The organism is Thalassotalea sp. PLHSN55 (assembly GCF_052030545.1).
Taxonomy (GTDB): domain Bacteria; phylum Pseudomonadota; class Gammaproteobacteria; order Enterobacterales; family Alteromonadaceae; genus CANMXU01.
On the sequence record NZ_JBPDIH010000010.1, the window covers coordinates 132,385 to 152,330 of the forward strand.

The window sequence follows — 19,946 nt, forward strand, 5'->3', positions numbered from 1 at the left end:
ACGTGTGCGCATTAGTTAAACAAGCACAGCGTTGATAGAAATTCCCGTGTGCGCATTAGTTAATCAAGCACAGCGTTGATAAAATTACCGTGTGCGCATTAGTTAATCAAACATAGCATTGGTATGAATTTCCCGTGTGCGCATTAGTTAAACAAGCATAGCGTTGGTATGATTTTCCCGTGTGCGTATTACTTAAACAAGCACAACGTTGGTATGAATTTGTCCGTGTGCGCATTAGTTAATCAAACACAGCGTTGATGGAAATTTCCGTGTGCGCATTAGTTAATCAAGCGCAGAGTTGATAGGAACTTCCGTGTGCGTATTATTATTAGTTAGATGAAACTAACCTATAGCCGCTTAAAGCTGCAATCCCCCCGTAAATTTAACGACGACACGGCTCCGATAAGCTAGAGGCTTCATACATTAACTCAGCGTTTAAACTAAACGTAATTACACATAAGATTATTACTGTAAACAGTGTTTACGAATATTTAACAGATAAACAAGTAGTTATAGTTCTTGAAAATAATACGCAATTTTTACTCTCAAATACTAACTACGATAATTTACCCCTGAACTTCATGTTATTGACAGCATCTAATTGTTCACCTAAATGAAAAATTAGCCTGAAAAAATTACGTAAACGATTGTATTAAATGAAAATATATAAATAATACGCAATTATACCTATCAATTTCTAACTATATTAATTATCAAAAGTATGAGTATAATTAACAAGGTTTTAATCATCTATCTGACAGCTATCGATAACAGTGAACTTTTATTTAAATACAGTGATTAGACGATATGTTATGTAGAGCGTTAAAAAGTAAAGCCGATTAAGATATTTAAATTAACACGCAAAATACTCTATCAAGTTCTAACTTTTTTAAAAATATATTTAACACAGGCAACTATTATTAAACTCGTATTGTGAATAAAAATTAAAAAACCTTGGGTAACATTGAAAAAACTGTGCAGAACCTGTTAATAAAAAGCGTGTGCGCATTAAAAATAAAAGAATGCGTATTAAATTAATCCGTGTACTATTAAAAATTTAAAGAATGATCATATAACTTTTTACGTGTGATCATAAGATCATTTACGAGTGATCATTAATTCAATTCAACCGTAAGTGTTTGATAAAAAAGATATAACACAAATGAAAATCTAGCTAACATAATAAACATAAGATCATATTAAACTAAATAAACATATCTAAATTAAAAAAAACAACAATTATATAAGATCGATTTAAGTAAAAAGATCTAAATTTGCATTATCAGATACTAACTGTTAAATTTAACAAAACCACTTAGCTAAAATAATAAAATGTTAGTCATAGATCCTATAAAACACTTTGGCACAAACTTAGATCGTAAAAGTGGTCATTTGTTTTTCATTGATCTTAAAAAAAATCTAACCGATTTTCTAAGTGCCTTACCAAATGAATCGAAGCTAACACCTAGTCAAATAAAATTTATCAAAGCTATTGATTTAGCAATTAATAATGACAACCAAGTTACTAACATTGAAAAAGTAGAATCATATCTATCTACTGCACGAGTAACCTTAAATAAAACAGTATCTCAACTCGTTAAATATAAAATTTTCAAAGCAATAGACTTCAGCATTACAACCAATGATTCAATTGGCAGAAGTAAATGTTACCAGCTAGCTGATAAAAAGGATTGGCTAGAAATATTAACAAGCTTAAAACCAAACCTTGCAAAACCCAAAAAATTAACGAAAGAAGATATTGTTAAAAATATATTAATACCAAACCAATTAGCAACTAATGTTATTGAAAACGACATATCTAGGGGCATGTACCCTCGAGGTGTGCCTCAATTCGAGAAGTTTTTACCTAATAGACACTACAGTAAAAAAACATTTATAAAAGAAGCCACAATTCAAGGACGTAAAGTACTTATTGAGCTAAGAACTTCAGATTCATCATTAATGTTTGATGAAGACTTAAAAACAGTTTTTATCTTAATGACGTTATTTATTAATCAGCAAGCTAATTCACTCAATTATTATATTCAAAAGAAAATCGCACCATTAAATAAACAATATGTTGAAATTAGACATATTATGCGAGCGCTTAAGAAAAATTCTGCGGGCAGCTATTATGACTCGTTTGTAAAATCTATTATGCGTATAAAGCGAACTACATTTGATTTGCATGGTCTTGAAGCGATATTTATTGACGCAGAAAATGATGAAAAACTATTTGCAACAACCGATTTTAGCTTTTTTCAACATTGCTGGCCTATTAGCAGCGAAGGTGCTGTAGTTGATGTCGATATAAATGACAATGAATTTATTAAAATTAACCCCAAAGGTTTTTTGATCACTTGGAATGATGTCTTATTTAAAAAGATGCTAAGTGATAATTACTTCTTTGTTATTCCATTAAGTGTATTATCAAGTCATACTATAATATTCTTATTATACATGTACTTAAGGAATCATTTCAGTCGTAAAGATAAGCAAAATAAAACACTTAAATTATCGATGGAAGAATTACATAGCAAACTAAATTCTTCTACCAATATCTATAATTTTAGACGTGATTTATTAACGGCAATAAAAGCTTGGTTAAAACATAAAAAAGAAACAACAGATTTAAGCTCAGTAAACGCTTATAAATTTGATATTGAAGGCTTTTCTACAGTAATTACTTTTAATGATGGGACAATAGATTCTATTAGTTTCCGAGTGGTTATGGAAAAAATGCTTAACTTCTTAGATATTGAAACTATTGATGGTAAAGCACTTTCTGGTAATACTGCCGCACCAACGAGTTTAAACCCAATGTTTCAATATCTACCAATGTTATCAAACTTCAAAGAAACACGGGGTAATGAGTTTCCACAAGATTTTAATGCACGATTATTACTGCCACGTGCATTGAAAAACGTCTCTTTTCAAAAAACATCACGTGAACGAATTATTATTAGTTTAACCGCGAGCCAATGGTATATAAATTTTTATACCTCAGATCGTGAAATTTTAGATATTTCTGAGCATATTTTTATTGGTGAAAATGACGACAGTATTCAGCAAGGTGTTTTCACGCATATTGAAGCTAAACGAGACAGGTTGTCTCCCCTAACCAGTGAAGGTTTTTCAATTGATCGCAATAAGTTTATCTTATTGAAAGAAATTTTCTTAAAGCAATTAGGCTTGTATGTAAGTACAACAGAGCTTTATGACTTTTTATATCAAAAAGAAATGTATATTAAGCTACTCGCTCGAGATTGGGATGGTGATGAAATAGCCCCACTGTTAAATACTATTCTCGATAGTTATAAAAAAGAACATCTCTCTCAGCAAGATTTATTTACTACAATGCCTTAAGCTAGTTAAGGCTAAAATTAATAACGTTAAATCAACCTATTACAATACATATATGACGTAGTTGGAATGACTTTGGAACATATTCATCAAGAACATTTACACCAACTTCAACAGTATATGAATATGCTTGATGAAAGGTTCCACCAGCTAAAGTCTTTCTTATTAACATTCGATGTTGTTGTTCAATATGATGTATACAATGTTACTAGAGAGCAAAATTGTTATTCTTGCCAAAAAATTCCATCATTAGAAGATGCAACAGAAACACTTTCCCGTCTGCGGGTTTCAGATCCCAGTAATACCAAGGAAGCTGACTTATTTCCAGGCTATTTTCAAATAGCTCAACAGCATTATGATAAAGCCGTTAAATTTGTTGACTCTGTCAATCAGGTCAAATTAACGATAAGGAATTTTTTAAAACAACATGAAAAGAAAACGAGAATAAATTCCAATGGCATTGCGCAATATACAATGAACCCATTAATGTTTATTGGTTTTCCTATGGTAAATACGCTGCAAGTCTATCGAAAAATTAATATTGATCAATTAAATATAACCAAAATTGCTTATATGTGGCAGTCAGCAAAGCGTTATGACAAGCTCTCAGTACAAGCAGCCCAAAATATTATAGCTAGAATAAAGCTTGCTCCCTGCCCTATTGATGTTTCCCGTAAAACTTGGCTTGAAGATCTTGATTTTGGCCTAAGGTATTTAGATAATTGCCCGCCAGATACTATTATCACTCGTATACAACCAAACCAACCTAAACCGCTAATCAAGATGAAAATGCCAGGTATAACTAATTGGCATAAATTTTATGCTAGCATTCCAATTATTTTGGCTAATGAGTCTGACGCTATAATTCCAGTATCTACTCAGCTCAAGGATATTGAGGTGACTAATAAAAAAATTATCTTGCCAATCACGAATAATTGGAAAAACATTTCAAGCCACGCTCATCTTTACGTCAAAAATAATTAGCGTCTGTTTTCTTTTAATATAAGCTTAGCAAAACATTTATAGCTGTAAACAGTGTTTACAGATTCTATTTAACGGCTTTCCGGTTATTTGAACTTTCGACAACACATTGATGATAATTTTGCAGGAGATAATCTTTTACCTAACGTCATTAATTCTAGCGCCTTAATAAAGAGCTTTAACATTGCGAGTTAAATTAAAGTGGTGACAATGTTTTAAAAATAACTTTTATATAAAAATATTAAAGACCTTATCATTAATATCTATTTCGCTTTTGTTGGCCGTTACAAAAACCTTGTCTAAACCATTAACTTGATAGAATGAATAAATCATAAATTTAAAAAGCCAACTTATAAAGGAGCAATGTTAAATCTAGTTCTTATTTAAAGTTGCCAATATGCATTATGTTATTTGTTATCTTTTTTTAAATAGAGCAGGGAGGCTATATTTTAATGATTGCTGTAGGCTACTAAAAAACTTTCCACTTATTATCGCTAAATGACTTTTTCATTGAAAATTTCATTTTTATTAATGCGTGTAAACACTGTTTACAAGAAACATCAGACTCTTCAAATTTCAATTACAGGTTTCACTACCACCACTTTGTAATTGCGGCGCTCAGCTATAGTTGGGTTTGTATAGGTAGTCTTTTATTGGTTTTATTACACTTCATACTTAGCTAATCAAATTAATCAAACCTTACTTGAAAGTAATAGAGCTAAATATTGATGCTATTGAATTGCTTTTTTTAATTGAAGTTGGGTTGTAAACAGTGTTTACAGGAAAACTAATTCATTCGTCTATCTCAATAAAGTAATTGAAAGCTTAATCAATAAGTGGTGTTAACTAGCATTTCTAATGTTGTATTCCCACGTTTCTATGCAAAGTTTAGCAATAGAGTATTTACTCTTATAATCTAGAGCTTAGCCTAGCTAATAAATAAGTGGTTAACCTAGTGAAATTTTATATAAAATTTTCAGCTGCATACATTAAAGGGTACTTTTAAAGTTATCTATAAAGCTGCTAAGCAACTAAATAGCATTTAATATGAGAACAGTGTGTTAAGTTCGTTATTGGTAGAGCTTTGGTTGAACAAGCTCATTTCATCTCTTTTATTGAATGTGCGCAATGCTTAGTCATTTTATGAATGCATCACTTTTGAGTTGTTTTGAATTTCTTCTAGGGTAGGGCAGGTCGATGTTAATTCTTTGTTGAACTATTGATGTTTTGATTGTTTTTGATTTGATTTTGTTGTTGTGTTTATATGTTGCGGTTGTATTTCGACCAAAATAATAAAAAAGGATAATTCAATGAAGCATACACTGATCAAAAAATCGAGCTTAGCTATCGCTATTGCGATAGCACTTAATTGGACTGTATTCGCACAGACCACAGGTTCTGAGCAGGCTCAAGTGAAAAATGATGAAGAAGTTGAAGTTATAGAAGTAACAGGGATAAGAAGTGCGTTAGCTAGTGCATTGGCTGAAAAGCGCAGTTCATCGAATATTAAATAGGTTATTCAAGCGGAAGATATCGGAAAGCTACCCGATCAAAACTTGGCAGAAGTACTTGAAAATATAACCGGAGTTCAAATTAACCGAATAGGTGGTGTTGGCACCGGAGTTCAAATTCGTGGTACCAACAACAATAGAGTTGAAATTAACGGGGTGTCGTCAGTTGGTGCTGGTGGTGATCGCACAGGGATCAGCTTTGATGATTTACCCGCAGCTTTAATTTCTTCACTAGAAGTTACCAAATTACAGACAGCAATAATAGTACGCCGACATTAGATGATGATGTTGTCACTGAACGTATAACCCTCGACGATCTATCTGAAAACTCTTATAACTTTACTGTATTTTACGATAAACATGACCTAAGCGCTCGTGTGCGCTATACCTGGCGTGATTCGTATACACAAGCAGCAAACCGTATGCGTTTTAATATTCCGCCGGTTATTGGCTCTCGTGGACAGCTAAATATGAGTGTTGGTTATTCAATAAGTGAGTCGATAACTGTTGGACTTGAAGCGGTAAACGTAACGCGTGAAGACAGTACAAGATGGTGTTTTAATGAAAATGCCTTGCTGTGTGAACAAGATGTGTCTGACCGACGAATTACAGCGGGAGTTACAGTGAAACTTTAACGCTAAAATAAATAAACCAAGCGTAATTTTTCATCAAAGCCTTAACATTCGTTAGGGCTTTTTTATTGACTGTTTTTTGCTATTTACTATTTGAGCGTAACACTAGGTTCTTTATTTCAAGTAAAGATTACGTCGTTTTGAAGAAAGTAGGGGAGGGTTATTTATCATGTCTCAGCAATTCTTCTTTTTGCTGGCAATATAATCGGCAAATCGTAATAACATTCGCAATAATAACCACAGATTCGAGCAAAACCCCACCGACAGATTGCACAACAATATTGTGTGTAATCCAACAAACTGCACCGGTGATAAATGCTAAACGCATTTTTATTCCCTGTAGAAAAAACACAGCAAAAGTACCAAGGCCGGCACCTAGTATAGGTAATATACTGATGGGTGATTGGTATAAATAGCTTCCCCATATAATATTTGCGGCAATAAATAATAGGCCGATACGTGGCGAGTTGTATTTTATCGCGATAAAAGTACGTAAAAAATTGAGAATGTTGGCAGCAGCAGCGACAGACGCGCCCAATAAGAAAAAGTGAAGGCTTTGGCAGGCAAACAAACACAGCATGCTAAATTTTAGACGGGCGTCACTTTTCTGAAAGAATGTATAGCCGCCCAAGATAAAACTAAACAAACCCAAGGCTTGTGCGATATAAAATTCCATAATTCCTATTGCTAAAAGAAAGCGGGTGGTTAGACATTAAAAAAGACGACCCTATTAAAATAAGGTCGTCTTTTGTTTATACAAGCGGTGTTAACGATCAGTGATTGTTAGATCTACGCGTGAAAAATAACAACGACATAAGTGAAAATAATGCCAATGTTGACGGTTCAGGTAATACTTGAGGTTCAATAGTTTCACCATAAATGTTTTGAGCATCTACCAACAACGCAAAATCTAATCTTGGGTTAGTTAAATTGCCTAGCGCTGTAAATTGTAATTCACCTAGCTTAAATGAAGTGCCAACAACGTCAGTAATACCATTTAAGAAAAATGTTTCAACAGCCACGGTCGTTGGTGCTAATAAAAAGGCATCACCGAAGGCAAAAAAGTCAAAAACCTCATCTGAGTCAAACCAAGAATTATCGATAAAACTTAGTTGAGTGTCATCAAAGCTCAAATCAAAGAACAAATTGTCAAGATCAGGGTTTAGTGCATTTACCCACACGTCAAAAGTAACAATATCACCATTGTTATAGCTGGTTTGATCTGACCCTGTAGTAATTAACCCGGCATTTGCATTTAAGGTAAACACCATTGATAAAATTATCATTAAATACTTCATTTTATTACCTATTATTAATCGTTATTCGCGCAACGAGCGCGTGAACATAAGTTGGCTATACCGCGAATATCACGATTGTTTACCACGCCATCATTATTAAAATCATAACGAAGGTTACTGATCTCATTTTTTCTAACGCCTAAGCTAAATGCTCTAACATCTAAGCCGTCAACGTCGCCATCGCGGTCTAAGTCACCTAATAATGTGACCTCAAGTTGCGTTGTCGCTTCTACCATGCGGTTATAGTTATCTGAAACAATTGCTTTAAGCACATAATTACCAACAGGAAGGCCCAATAATTCGGTGCTATTTACCTCGTCACCCCAAATAAAAGGCGGCTCGTAAAGTTCGCGAATCAGTTGGTCATCAACATAAAGTGCTACACTAACAACCTCGACAGCGGCTTCACTTGATACTACGTCAGTAGAAACAGCAAGCGACTGATAATCTTCAATAATTTCAATATCAGACTCAACAAAGTTCACTGTTGGAGCCGGTAAAGCCTTAACGATTAAGGTCATGCTGCCTTCACCTTCAAGTCCTTCACTGTCTTTAGCGACCGCAGTAAAAGTATGCGTTCCTACACCTAGTGGAGACGGATTAGGTTCGTGTCTGTCTAACCAACCCATAGCGCCAAATTCGTAAGGGGCATATGAATGACCAAAGTTCCAAATTGGTCGAGTATCTACTCGAACAAGCTCGCCATTTCGGTATAAGGTGACTGACTCGACAGTGCGGCCTTCTACTGGCGATTCTGCTTGAATCGTCATACCTAGCTTTTCATATCCTTCAAATACGGTTATCACTTCATTTGGAAAGGTGACTACGGGTGGAGTCGGCAGACCATTTACCGTTAGTGTCATGCTTGCTTTGCCTTGCGCGCCTTCGCTATCCGTTGCGATAGCGGTAAAGATATGCTCACCTGCTTGTAGAGGATTAGGGTTCGGCTCATGTGTTTCTAACCAACCCATAGCACCGGTTTCGTGTGGTTTAAATTGATGACCAAAATTAAACGGCGCTGACGTATCTGTGCGCACTTCGTTGCCGTTAATCAGTAAAGTAACTGATGCAATTGTTCGACCTTCTTCACTTGGCGCGGCTTGTATGGTGAGTCCAAGTTGCTGATAACCGAGTTCAACTGTTTTTGAATCAAAAGGAAACGATACGACAGGGGCTTTTGAGTTGACTTGCAAACGCATTGTGGCAGAAGACGTTACTCCTTCAGAGTCGGTCGCAACAGCTTTAAAGGTGTGCACACCCGCAGGTAAATTTAATAATTCGTTTGGTTTATTAACGTGTCCCCAAACAAACGGGGCAGCAGAATCGGTACGAATGAACGTATCGTCAACATAGAGATCTACTTTGCTGATCACTCTTCCTTCAACAGGACTGGTTGCCGAGACTGTAAATGAAAGCTGTTGGTAGCCTTCATCAACGGTTAGTGAACTTTGTGGAAAGTTAACCTGTGGGCGCATAGCATCTGATTCAATATCTAAATCAATAATTTGCAAATGAATTGGTAGAGACGTGCCTGTGCCGCGTTCCATTAAATAGTAGTAGACTTTGCCGTCTTCAATATGAATAGTACCGTGGTCAAACTGCATGCCGTCAGTCGCTTCATAGACACGCTCAAAATCGTTAGTGCCGCCTTGCGCTTTTTCAACATAAGGGTAGCCATTATTTAAACCAATAATGTAAATGTTATCGCCTGAGGTATAGATCGAGCTCGCCCCGGTAAAATCGGTTGAAATAATAAAATCATCGGCACCGGCAGGCTTGTATGAATGAATATAAACTTCTTCATAGTCTGGACGATTTCTGTCGGTAGAGCGCACTTTGCTAATGATATGAATATCGCCAGCCGCCGTTACTGTCCAGTCAAAATCACCAACAATGTAGACTGAATTTGCTTCAGTATGGCTAATGTAGTCGCCTGGCTCAAATACCTTGATTTCATCGGAATTAACCAATGGCCAAGTCATTGGTTCACCTTTGTGGTTTTTCCATTCGCCGAACCCTTCTGGGTGATCAGAGTAGGCATAATAAACACCATTTTGGTATTTATATTTATCGTCGTTGTCGCTACTACGTTGTTGAAAACCCACACGAAGTTTATCGTTAACATATTTCATGTTTCCGTATAAACCCCAGTTGTATTCGTTGCCAAAGTTTTTGGCAGTCACTACATTAAATGCGGTAAATTTAGACCATTTTTCAGCTTCGGCATCATAGCGGTTGAACACATAACCACCGTTGTTATTGCCGCCTAAACGCATATAAAGTAGTAGTGTGCCATCTTTATTGGCGAAAAACTTAGGGTAGGTTAAACGGGCAAAGTTACTGGTATCAGCAAGATCGCCGGTCATGGTTAAATGTTTGTAATCGTCTTCGCCTTGACTAACGGTGCTAGTGTCTTTCACAAATTTGTCTAAGGTAAATTCGGCATCAGGCAGTTCTGCTGTGCCGGCAATACTATAAGAGTATCGGAAGAAATCGTTTTTGAATTTGCCATCATGGTTATTATTATCATAGGCATGCATATCATAAACCATGTGAATTGTGCCATTGACCGGACTTACCGCTAGACCAATGGTATTGTGCGATTCACCTATATTAGGGTCGCCTCTAAAGCCAGTATGTTGATGAGGGAATTCAATGGTTTTTACTGAACCTGTTTCAGTATTGTAACGCGACAGCATTACGTGACGATCGCTTTTACCACCACGGTACCAAGTCATAAACACGTAGTGTTTATATATTTTTACTGCATCTCCATGTGCAGAAATGTTTCTGCCAAAGAAATAATCAAACTTATCACCAGTATCAGCGTCCCCAACTGTACCATAGGTTATTTTTTTACCGTCAAAATGCAATGCAGAGTCGCTAATTTTTACTTGTTGCTCTAAGGTGACTTCTGCTGACGCTTGTTGTGCCGACACGGTAAAAAGTGAGGCGAATAACAAGACTTTTCTTATTGATTTTAGGCGGTGCTTTTTAAATATATGCATTTACCCTTCCTTCTATCTAACTGTTTTGTTGTTATATTATTTATCATTATTGTGTGGGGCTTTCGCCCTAAAAAACTGAGGACTAACCTCACTTTCTTAAACCAAAATTGTTGGATTATTAACTGTTTTATTTCGAACAAAAATTATTGGCTAGGGCAAAGATAAACGTTAAAACAGATCAAATCAAATCATTTGTTGGTCATTTAGTGTCTTTTTAGGTCGCTTAGTTGAGCGTTATTGATTTGTTTTGTGGTTTTGATAATAAAAAATGCGCTAATATTGTTGGGCACTTATTAGGCTTAGTTACACTAGGAACGATTGATATTTATTACGTGATTTATTCGTGTGGGCGAAAGTGATCAGAAGATAATCGGTCGAGCGCTCTGTCGTGCTTATGCGTTTGTGCTAAAGTGCAAACGCATAAGCAGTTGATGAGAAAGTCGTATTAATTTAAGCCGAACTTAGGCTAATGTTCATTTATGGTCTGCGAATAGGTCACTAGCGAGCTTTCTTGGTAACCAATGCGGTGGGCAACTGCGTTAATAGTTACACCTTTTCTCACGGGAAAACTAGCGCTGTAGGGTAGCCAACTTGTTGATCCTTTATCTGCAGTCATTTCTTGATAGGCAATGTGCGCACCTGGCGTATTACTGTTGATGTGAATTTTCCCGTCAATCAGTTCGATTTTCGGTTTAGCGGTAACTGGCTGTGTTGCAGCGCCTTGCCAAAGTGACTTGATAAGTTTTTCTTCTGCGGTTTTTGGCCTATCTTCAATTTGATTTAGCCATGCATCTAATGCGGCGCGCAGTTCAGTTAACGTAGCGCTATGTGTTGGATCAGCTGCTAAGTTATTTAATTCATGCGGATCTTCGACAGTATCAAACAATTCCTCTTGAGGTTTTGACGGTCTAAACCACTGAGCTTGAGCGTTAGTTAACTGCTTTGCATCACGCAAGCGCAGTAGCTCTTGCATGGTAGGAATTTTCTCTCGATAAGCTACCGGCAAATAATAACCCTGCTCGGTACGGTAATTTCGAATATATTTATAACGCGCGTTTTTTACCGCGCGAATGGTATCGGTAAAACCGTCAAATCGATCGGCAGCGGCATAAATATAGCGGCGTTTGTTGGCATTATTAATAAAATTTTGTCCATGCATATGTGCGGGCTGGTTAATGCCTGCTAACGCAAGTGTTGTTGGCGCAAAATCGACGAAACTAATTAATTGCTCGTCAACCTCTCCAGCGTGTGCACCGTCGGGAAAACGGATGATCATCGGAACTTTTAGACCACTGTCATAAATTAACCGTTTTTGACGGGGCAGGGGACCACCGTGATCAGAATAAAAGACAATAATCGTATCCTTGTATAAGTCGTCTTCTTTTAATTGCTGCAAAACTGCACCGATCTGTTTATCGGTTTCAGCAAGGTTGTTATACATTTTCCACATATCGCGACGCACTAACGGGGTGTCGGGTAAATAGGGCGGAATATTGAATTTTGTATCTTTTGGCAGATGTATTGGTGTGTCGATTTCTGTGGTTTTTACCGAGTGATGCTGAGGCAACTGAGCAATGCGTTTTTTGTCATCAGAAAAGTAATGGCGTGATTCAATTTTTCTGATCCCATACGGTTCAAACAAGCCTGATTCATGTGTTGTGGTAAAGTTGATTACGGCAAAAAAAGGCTGGTTTTCTGAGCGATTACGCCAATGCGCAAACGGACCACTCTCATGCCATGCTGCCTTAGGCGCAGTAAATTGATAATCAGTTTTTAAGTTGTTGGTGGTGTAATATCCTTGTTCGCGTAAATACTGACTGAGCATTTTTGCAGACGAAGGCGGCACTGCTTCATATTTTGGTAACCCGGTTTCTTGAGTATTTGACGTGGTACGCATATGGTTCGCGCCAATACTTGACGGATACATGCCTAAAGCAATTGCTGCTCGACTTGGTGAACAGACCCCTGAAGGAGAATACACATTGGTATACTTTACCCCTTGCGCCGCCAATGCACTGATGGCCGGAGTTTCAATGGTGTGATCACCATAGGCGGGTAAAATAGGGCTCATATCTTCAACAACTAACCAGACAATATTGGGTTTGTTAATACTGACAGTTACCGATTTTTCTGATGCAATTTTATTCTTGCTAAACGCAAGTTCCGTTGCCTTAATAGCTAACTTTTCGTTAGTTGATTGCTGCGTGCATGCGCATAGCATTAACCCTAAAATAAGGCTGTTTAGCCGCATAGCACGTTGAAATTTATTGATAAACATATGTTTTTCTCGAATGAGGTAACGTTAAGGTGAAACTGTACGGCCGTTTGAGCAACGAGTGAAACTACAAGGCTACTGTTTGCTGTCTTCATTGCGCACATTGACAAATGAAGGGCGCTGTTCTACTTCTGCGCTGCGTAAATCTTCATATTGCTTAATGTATGCGTCGGTGCGCGCACTTAAATCAGCCAATACCGTTTGATAATCAGGGTGCTGGGCTAAGTTGTGCTGCTCCTCAGGATCGCTTTCTAAATTGTATAGTTGTTGAAAGTCGTTCTTATAAAAGTCGACATATTTCCATTTATTCGTTCTTAACCCTACCGTTGGAGGAATAGAAACACGTTTGGGTTGATACATGTGCTCAAAGAAAAACTCTTGTCGCCAAGGCATGGTGGTATCTTTATCGTTATTAAGTAGAGCTGTTAAGCTTTCGCCTTGATAACTTTTTGGTGCTTCAACACCTGCTAAGGCCAAAATTGTTGGCGCAATATCAATGTTTAATGCCATTTCGGTTTTTTCGATGCCTTGCGCTGATTTATTACGTGGGTCGTAAATAATCAGTGGAATTCTTAAGTCTTCTTCCCAACCAAACCACTTACCCGCTAATTGACGCTCATTAATGTTGTAGCCATTGTCACCGGCATAAATAATAACGGTATTGTCGGCGACCCCTTGTTTCTCCAGTTCTGCATAAATCATACCTATGGCCTTATCAACGCCACTAATTGCCCGGTAATGACGTTTAACCATTTTTTGATAAATCGCATCTGTGCCGTAACGATAAGTCCAACGGACATGGCCAATCGATTCTTTTAAAAACTGAGGTAACTGGTCAAAGGTACTGTCTTTTGAAAACTTAGCGTCAGGTATCGTGACATCTTCATAATAGTGTTCAAATTCAGCTGGGTAATGATACTGATCTTCCTGATCTCTGTCGTGCGCATGTGGGTCCCAAAAATTAACCGCCATAACCCAAGGTTTTTCATTATTTTCAGGCTGTGCGATGAAGGTTTTGGCTAATTCTGCTATATGGTAGGTTTGTGGAATTTCTTTCCCTTGATATTGCACGGTTTTGGTTTGTAATAACTCTTTAAAATAGTCGAATTTATCTTCAGCTTTACCTGAAAGTTTAATTTCATATTTACCAACAAATGCTGAGCGGTAACCATTATCTTTAAGCACCTTTGGATAAATACTATTACTCTCTTCAATGCCTGTGCCCGGTCGACCAAAGGTAAAGTCGTGGGTGCGTTCAGTTAAGCTCGTTAAAATACTTACCCGACTGGTTGCACAAATTGGCGTTGTTACAAAGGCGTTTTTAAAAACTGTGCCCTGATTTGCGAGCTTATCTAAGTTGGGGGTTTTAATGATCGGATGATATTTGCCAATTAAATCCCAGCGGTGATCGTCAGACAAAATAAATAAAATATTTGGCTGTTTTGCTTTAGCTTCTGGCTCGCTTACGGATATTTCTTTTTGGCTATTACAGCCTGATAATATAGAAACACCAAGCATTACAGCTAATGCAGGCAAGTGCTTACGAGATTTTAGTTTATTTTTATAGTATTTAAATACATGATTCATATTGCTATTTTATCCAACTTGTTTTTACTATTTTTTGTTAAACGCTTGTTGATGACATTGCGTTTATTTACCTTGTTTATTGCGTGTTTTATCATTAATTCATCAGTGCGAAGACACCACATTGATAAATTATTTGTTAAAACATACATTACCAAGCAATTACAGTCATATAAAGTCATTTTTTATCTTTAGCCTTTTGTCACCTAACCATTTGCTATTTACTCTGTGTGAATGATGACATTAAAGTAAGCTCAGCCTATTAAGTAACGTTTGCTCAGCAAAGCCCACGCTGCAAGGCTACGTTAGTAATAAGCGAAGTAATAAACCGGGTAATACAAGCGCAATAATTAAAGTGGAAATTTGAGAGAGTGAGCAAGAGTGCTTTAGCCTTGCTAATCTTGTTTGTAGTGTTCAGGAGCTAACCATAATTCACGACGCTCGAGCGGCACATTTTTTGGTAGCAGTTTGTTTTCTAGCCGTATTATTTTGGGGTTGAATGCAAAACGTTTGCGCAGTGGATCGCCATAATACTGATTAAAAATGCGATCGTATTGACCATTGGCGATAATTTTTTCGAACCCCTGCGTGATAATATTGGCCAACTTGGTATTTTCTTTATTGACGTAAAAATAGAAACAAATCGGATAATGAATAAGTACATCATCAGCTAAAACAACATTTAACCCTTCAACATCTTGATAATGTTTTAATTTTCTTGTGCCGGTTAAAATTGAAACTGGAATATAGTCAAAGCGTTTTTTGTCTAACATTTGGTACAAGCCTTTAAGGTTACTGCCTTTTACTGCTTGAATACCATTAGAGGCTAATATCTCGTTATCAGACCAAGTGTGAAACATACCTGGGGTTAATTTTTGTAATGATTTTAAAGAATTGACCTGTTTAAACATGGCTTCATTGTCTTTGTGGATCAAAGGTATTCGCCAACCATTCAGGCCTTTCCTTACCGGTAATGCAATTGCGAGATGCTTGTTGATTCGCGCTTTAGTTGCGTAGCCAATAACAATGTCTAGCTCTGTATTTGTACTTAACATTTGAAAAGCTCTTAAATGAGGAACTTGTTCGTCAAAGCGCTTTACAGTGTAGGTATTGGGTTTTACATGATCAAAAATTTGTTGCAATAGCTCGCTATGATAAGCATTTGGCCCACCGCCTAAACCTCGATAAGTAATCTTTTGAGCAGCGCTAGCTTGCACATTAACAAGTGTTAATGCCATTAGTATAAGCACGAGTTTAACTGGTTGAGCTAAATTATTTTTCATCATAATTTTGAGTATATATGAACGTTGAATAAACGCCCAATGGGTTTATACATTGTCAATACTGCACATATAGATAAAGATTTAATGTGAGCGATTATGACTCATTGTGAGAGACAATGGTGCCAAGTCGTGATATCGTAAATTGACGATTTATTAATATCAATAACAAAGAAATATAAAAAATCATGAATAAATTATTAATTTTATTACTTATTATTTATACCCCTTTGGGTTTAGCGCATGTTCATAGTGGAAAAGGCACGCCAAATAGCACCGCAACCAATGCGATTGTGTTAGATGCTATTAACGATTTTTCTAGCAGTGATAAAGGTGATGTGCCGTATTACCAAGACAAACGAAACGCTTCGCTGGCTATTGACGCACGAGTTGTGCATTACCGTAATTTGTTTGCAAAAGCCGAATATACCTTTGCCGGTGAAGCAAAAAATTATGACCTGACAATTACGGTACTCACAGAAGAAGATGGCGAACCTGTTTATCGCTTGTTAATCAATAATGTTGTTGTTGGCACTTACAAAAGTTCATATATAGGTAAAGACTCGCCACGAGATTTAAAAGCTGAAACACACACTTGGCGAGCAATTCATTTAAAAAAGGGTGATGTGATTGCGATTGAATCGTCATCAAATACCAATGGTGAAATTCCAGAGCATGGCGGCACTGCTTGGGCACGAGGTCGCTGGCAACAACTCGCATTAGTGCCATCGACAAGTGCGAATTATCAGCGCGATTCATTTCGTACCGAAAGCGATTTACTGCTTGCGCAATTTGACTCTAAACCCGATGCCGATGACATACATGCGATAGCCGCACTTGGCTCAATGTTGTCGCACGCAGATATGAAATCTGTTAACTATGTCGCCGTGGCAGGTGCAGTGGGTATTCAAACCGGAGAATATATTGACTCCCCCGAATTATTTACTTTGGCGTTTGGCCGTGAAAACCTAATGTGGACCAATGCGCATAAACATTGGCATAAATCGGTAAACTTTATTCGCGATCGTGTGCGGGCAGTATTAACTCAAGGCGGTAAAGTTTGGGTACAAGAGGCTGGGCAGTCTAACTTTACTCGCGATTGGCTGGTTGCATTACAACAATCTGGCGTTGATAAAGCGCTTATTAAAAATAATGTGATTGTCGTGCAGCACAGTGCATGGAATGAAAATAAAACCTCTCCCGATGCGCTTACTTATGTTAAACAGGCCACGCGATACCATGCGATTAATGACGGCAATGAAGCCATGAAAGAGTTTAATCGCAAAGGAAGACGAGGCGCACTCACGCCCAAATATGTTGATACCAGCAAAAAGTGGTTAACCTTTGCAACGTCAAATGCCAACACCAATACACACTCGCAATTACTCTGGAAAACGGCAAGTCGTATTGTCGATGCTAGTGGTTTTACTGCGAGCCATTCAGTGGTACCACAAGGTGGTGTCGACTTTTCTGATGTGGTTGAAAGTTGGTGGATATTCGAGCTTGGTCATCGCGCGCCTTCGGTTCATGCGTTTTGGAAACGTTATGTTACTACTGCCACATTAGATGTGGTAAAACCACCTAAGGGGCGATTGGCGGTTGTTATAGACGGCAATTCACCAGATCCTGATGATATTGGCGCAACACCGGTGATGTTTGCCTTGTTAAATAAAACCGGACTCAATGAGACATTAGTTCACTTGTCGCACTCTTGTGATCTCGACCCGTTTAGAAATAAAGGCAAACAGCAAATTAACGCGGTTAATGAATTACGACGTCAGAAAAAATTAGACGAACTAAGCGTAACGGGCATTGAGTTATTTGGACCTTTTGAAAACTTGCGCAAGTTTTATAATTGCCGAGAAGATCAACAAGGAGCAACGCGTGATTTAACCGACGCGATTAATGCCTCAACTGCTAACAATCCATTATGGATAATTGAGGCGGGCGAGCCTGACTTAATTGGTTATGCGTTAGCAGCAGCTAAACCAAGTGCTCGCCAACATGTGCACGTTATTTCGCATCACCCAGCCAATGATAACAGCGGTGATTATTTTACCTGGCAGCAAATTTTAGACTTCGGCATTACCGAACATCAAATTGGCGATCAAAATGTTGGCCTGCAAACACCCATGCATTACTGGGATTGGACCAATGCCTATAACGACTCAGGGTTTAACTATATCATGCAAATGCTTGCCTATGCTGAAAGTGATGGCGTAGTACCATTTCAAACCAATAAATATGATTGCTCTGATGCGGGAATGCTGTATTGGTGGATAACAGGCGCAAATAATGGCGGTAATAACTCGCCGACTCCTGTTGATATTAAAGAGATGTTATTGCAAACAGCAAAGTAAATATTATGGCTTTTTAAAAGCACAAATCGTTGGCATTTTTTTAAAAAGGTTTAGTGTGCTGCTAAACCTTTTTATTTTGCAGCTGCTAATGCTTACAGGGCATACATTAAGTTCTATTTTATGCTTGTTAAAATAGAACTTAATTCTTCAACGCTATGAAAACCAACTTAAGTGAAATTATTCAGTTAATCATTAATGTTAATGTCCTAAATACTGAGCAACATTCATTTTTTTTCTCGCCCTTGATAGGCATAAGCGCAAAGCTGATATTGGAAAAACGAACATTATTCTTGGTAACTTTTTTAGTTTTGTAACTTCATTCAATTCTTTTCCAATTTAGGCGAATGAAAGCAGGAAATTTTCCGCATTTCTACAAATTACAGACTTAAGTGTTTTTAACTTGTTGAAGATGTTAATTAAATACCGTAAGGTGCTAATTATTAATAAAGTTAAAGAAGGAAATATTCCCTGTTTAAACAAGGAATATTTCCTGTTAAAAGAGCTGTTAGATGAACATGGAGGTTTGGTGTCAACTCAAAATTATTCGACTTATTCTTATAGTGAGCTTTTAGATGTTTCTCAAAACATTGATAAAGAGGCTTTCCCTGAGCGGTACAAAGAAATTCAAAAGTTACTTTCTGAGAAAGAGCCAGAAGAGGAAATTGAGGAGCCTTTCATAGAAAACGCTAATTGGCTACCTAAACTCATTTCAGTGTTCCAGATTCTATGTGGAGTTGGTGGAGCATATGCTATTTATGATTTTCTTGCTCCTTATACACTAGACCAAGTAGATACTACTCATAGAATTCTATACGGAACGATGAGTGTATATTTTTTATCGTCTATTGTTGCCGGTTTTTATCTTTATCTTAATATGCGTGCTGGATACATTTCTTCATTGGTAATTCAATCGCTTCAAGTTATCAGTTTTTCTATTTCAAAGGTATCCTATTCAATTACATCATGGTTGCTAATAGAGTTTTCAATTGAAGAAGGTTTTATCCTAGGTGCAAGGTTTGACCTTAATACAATTGGTTTTAATATCCTTTATAGACCAGACGGGATACCGTTTATGTTTGCAGTAAATATTACAGCATTATTTTTTGTTTATGTGCTATCAATTCATTTTGTAAAAAGTTCATCTAACAAGTCACTAAAGCAGGACAAATAACAGTTGGTTTTTGCTCCTTCGTCGCTTATTTTAACCAACTATTATTTGCCTCTTAGTGAGGCGTTAGGTGTAAATCATGGAGTGGTCTGCTCAAGTATATTTATTTTTCATTGTTGGCGGTGGATTCATTCTTTTTGGTTTGTACTCCTTAATTAAAGGTGTAATGCACTTTGATCCCCAAGATGGAGTTGAACGACTTCCTATTTATGGTTTAAAAGCTAGACTTCTTGGGGGAATGGTAATCATAATTGGCATATTAATTTGTTTGGTTGGTTTCTATAAATTTACCTAAAATATTGTTGATTTGGTAATTACACCTAACAAGTAATTCAAGTGGGACTTTTAACAGTTTGCTAGGTTCCGCTTCGCTTCACATTTTAGCAAACTAATAAAAGCCCCTTAATTGGGCGTTGGTATGACTCCCCACGTCAACTTAAAAACACTGATCCCTGCTCAATAAATTAGAGCCATAATCTTTTCTTT

Annotated in this window: 12 protein-coding genes and 1 pseudogene; 7 read left to right on the forward strand and 6 right to left on the reverse strand. The window is 37.1% G+C overall.

The genetic code is table 11. From position 1 onward, the window contains the following. Positions 1-1,332: 1,332 nt before the first annotated feature. From ACRRSQ_RS17645 to ACRRSQ_RS17660, 4 genes and pseudogenes are all read left to right on the forward strand, one after another. A complete protein-coding gene (locus ACRRSQ_RS17645; RefSeq protein WP_440877101.1) occupies positions 1,333-3,366 on the forward strand; it encodes a replication initiator protein RctB domain-containing protein in 2,034 nt (677 codons plus the stop codon). A 72-nt stretch (positions 3,367-3,438) separates the two neighbouring features. Continuing rightward, complete coding sequence (locus ACRRSQ_RS17650) at positions 3,439-4,347, forward strand: DNA replication terminus site-binding protein (protein WP_440877102.1); 909 nt, start codon at positions 3,439-3,441, stop codon at positions 4,345-4,347. A gap of 1,307 nt (positions 4,348-5,654) precedes the next feature. Beyond that, positions 5,655-6,101: pseudogene (locus ACRRSQ_RS17655) on the forward strand (TonB-dependent receptor plug domain-containing protein); the annotation flags it as partial. A gap of 131 nt (positions 6,102-6,232) precedes the next feature. Continuing rightward, on the forward strand, positions 6,233-6,490 hold the full coding sequence (locus ACRRSQ_RS17660) for a hypothetical protein (RefSeq protein ID WP_440877103.1): 258 nt from the start codon (positions 6,233-6,235) through the stop codon (positions 6,488-6,490). A gap of 157 nt (positions 6,491-6,647) precedes the next feature. On the opposite strand, the gene ACRRSQ_RS17665 is transcribed toward ACRRSQ_RS17660, so the two are convergent. The 6 genes from ACRRSQ_RS17665 to ACRRSQ_RS17690 form a co-directional block, all read right to left on the reverse strand. Next, complete coding sequence (locus ACRRSQ_RS17665; protein WP_440877104.1) at positions 6,648-7,163, reverse strand: YgjV family protein; 516 nt, start codon at positions 7,161-7,163, stop codon at positions 6,648-6,650. 97 nt (positions 7,164-7,260) lie between these two features. Continuing rightward, positions 7,261-7,785 (reverse strand): PEP-CTERM sorting domain-containing protein, encoded by a 525-nt coding sequence (locus tag ACRRSQ_RS17670; RefSeq protein ID WP_440877105.1) that lies wholly within the window; start codon positions 7,783-7,785, stop codon positions 7,261-7,263. A 14-nt stretch (positions 7,786-7,799) separates the two neighbouring features. Further along, the gene (locus tag ACRRSQ_RS17675) at positions 7,800-10,793 is read right to left on the reverse strand and encodes a BNR-4 repeat-containing protein (RefSeq protein WP_440877106.1); all 2,994 of its coding nucleotides are present in this window, start codon (positions 10,791-10,793) and stop codon (positions 7,800-7,802) included. A gap of 466 nt (positions 10,794-11,259) precedes the next feature. Further along, positions 11,260-13,071, reverse strand: coding sequence for a sulfatase family protein (locus ACRRSQ_RS17680; RefSeq protein ID WP_440877107.1), 1,812 nt, complete (start codon positions 13,069-13,071; stop codon positions 11,260-11,262). Between the two features lie 72 nt (positions 13,072-13,143). Continuing rightward, entirely contained in the window at positions 13,144-14,655 is a 1,512-nt protein-coding gene (locus tag ACRRSQ_RS17685) for a sulfatase-like hydrolase/transferase (protein ID WP_440877108.1), read from the reverse strand. A 392-nt stretch (positions 14,656-15,047) separates the two neighbouring features. Continuing rightward, complete coding sequence (locus ACRRSQ_RS17690) at positions 15,048-15,890, reverse strand: substrate-binding periplasmic protein (RefSeq protein WP_440877109.1); 843 nt, start codon at positions 15,888-15,890, stop codon at positions 15,048-15,050. A 230-nt stretch (positions 15,891-16,120) separates the two neighbouring features. On the opposite strand from ACRRSQ_RS17690, the gene ACRRSQ_RS17695 reads away from it, so the two are divergent. From ACRRSQ_RS17695 to ACRRSQ_RS17705, 3 genes are all read left to right on the forward strand, one after another. Next, positions 16,121-18,292, forward strand: a complete 2,172-nt coding sequence (locus ACRRSQ_RS17695; protein WP_440877110.1) for a hypothetical protein — start codon at positions 16,121-16,123, stop codon at positions 18,290-18,292. Between the two features lie 409 nt (positions 18,293-18,701). Beyond that, a complete protein-coding gene (locus ACRRSQ_RS17700; protein ID WP_440877111.1) occupies positions 18,702-19,463 on the forward strand; it encodes a hypothetical protein in 762 nt (253 codons plus the stop codon). A 76-nt stretch (positions 19,464-19,539) separates the two neighbouring features. Beyond that, a complete protein-coding gene (locus tag ACRRSQ_RS17705; protein WP_440877112.1) occupies positions 19,540-19,755 on the forward strand; it encodes a hypothetical protein in 216 nt (71 codons plus the stop codon). Positions 19,756-19,946: the final 191 nt, after the last annotated feature.

Bases quoted from the DNA above. Each gene is read 5' to 3' on its own strand.
- ACRRSQ_RS17665 (WP_440877104.1), bottom strand. From the start codon at position 7,163: ATGGAATTTTATATCGCACAAGCCTTGGGTTTGTTTAGTTTTATCTTG.
- ACRRSQ_RS17680 (WP_440877107.1), bottom strand. From the start codon at position 13,071: ATGTTTATCAATAAATTTCAACGTGCTATGCGGCTAAACAGCCTTATT.
- ACRRSQ_RS17695 (WP_440877110.1), top strand. From the start codon at position 16,121: ATGAATAAATTATTAATTTTATTACTTATTATTTATACCCCTTTGGGT.
- ACRRSQ_RS17645 (WP_440877101.1), top strand. From the start codon at position 1,333: ATGTTAGTCATAGATCCTATAAAACACTTTGGCACAAACTTAGATCGT.
- ACRRSQ_RS17675 (WP_440877106.1), bottom strand. From the start codon at position 10,793: ATGCATATATTTAAAAAGCACCGCCTAAAATCAATAAGAAAAGTCTTG.
- ACRRSQ_RS17705 (WP_440877112.1), top strand. From the start codon at position 19,540: ATGGAGTGGTCTGCTCAAGTATATTTATTTTTCATTGTTGGCGGTGGA.
- ACRRSQ_RS17670 (WP_440877105.1), bottom strand. From the start codon at position 7,785: ATGAAGTATTTAATGATAATTTTATCAATGGTGTTTACCTTAAATGCA.
- ACRRSQ_RS17685 (WP_440877108.1), bottom strand. From the start codon at position 14,655: ATGAATCATGTATTTAAATACTATAAAAATAAACTAAAATCTCGTAAG.
- ACRRSQ_RS17690 (WP_440877109.1), bottom strand. From the start codon at position 15,890: ATGGCATTAACACTTGTTAATGTGCAAGCTAGCGCTGCTCAAAAGATT.
- ACRRSQ_RS17700 (WP_440877111.1), top strand. From the start codon at position 18,702: ATGTTAATTAAATACCGTAAGGTGCTAATTATTAATAAAGTTAAAGAA.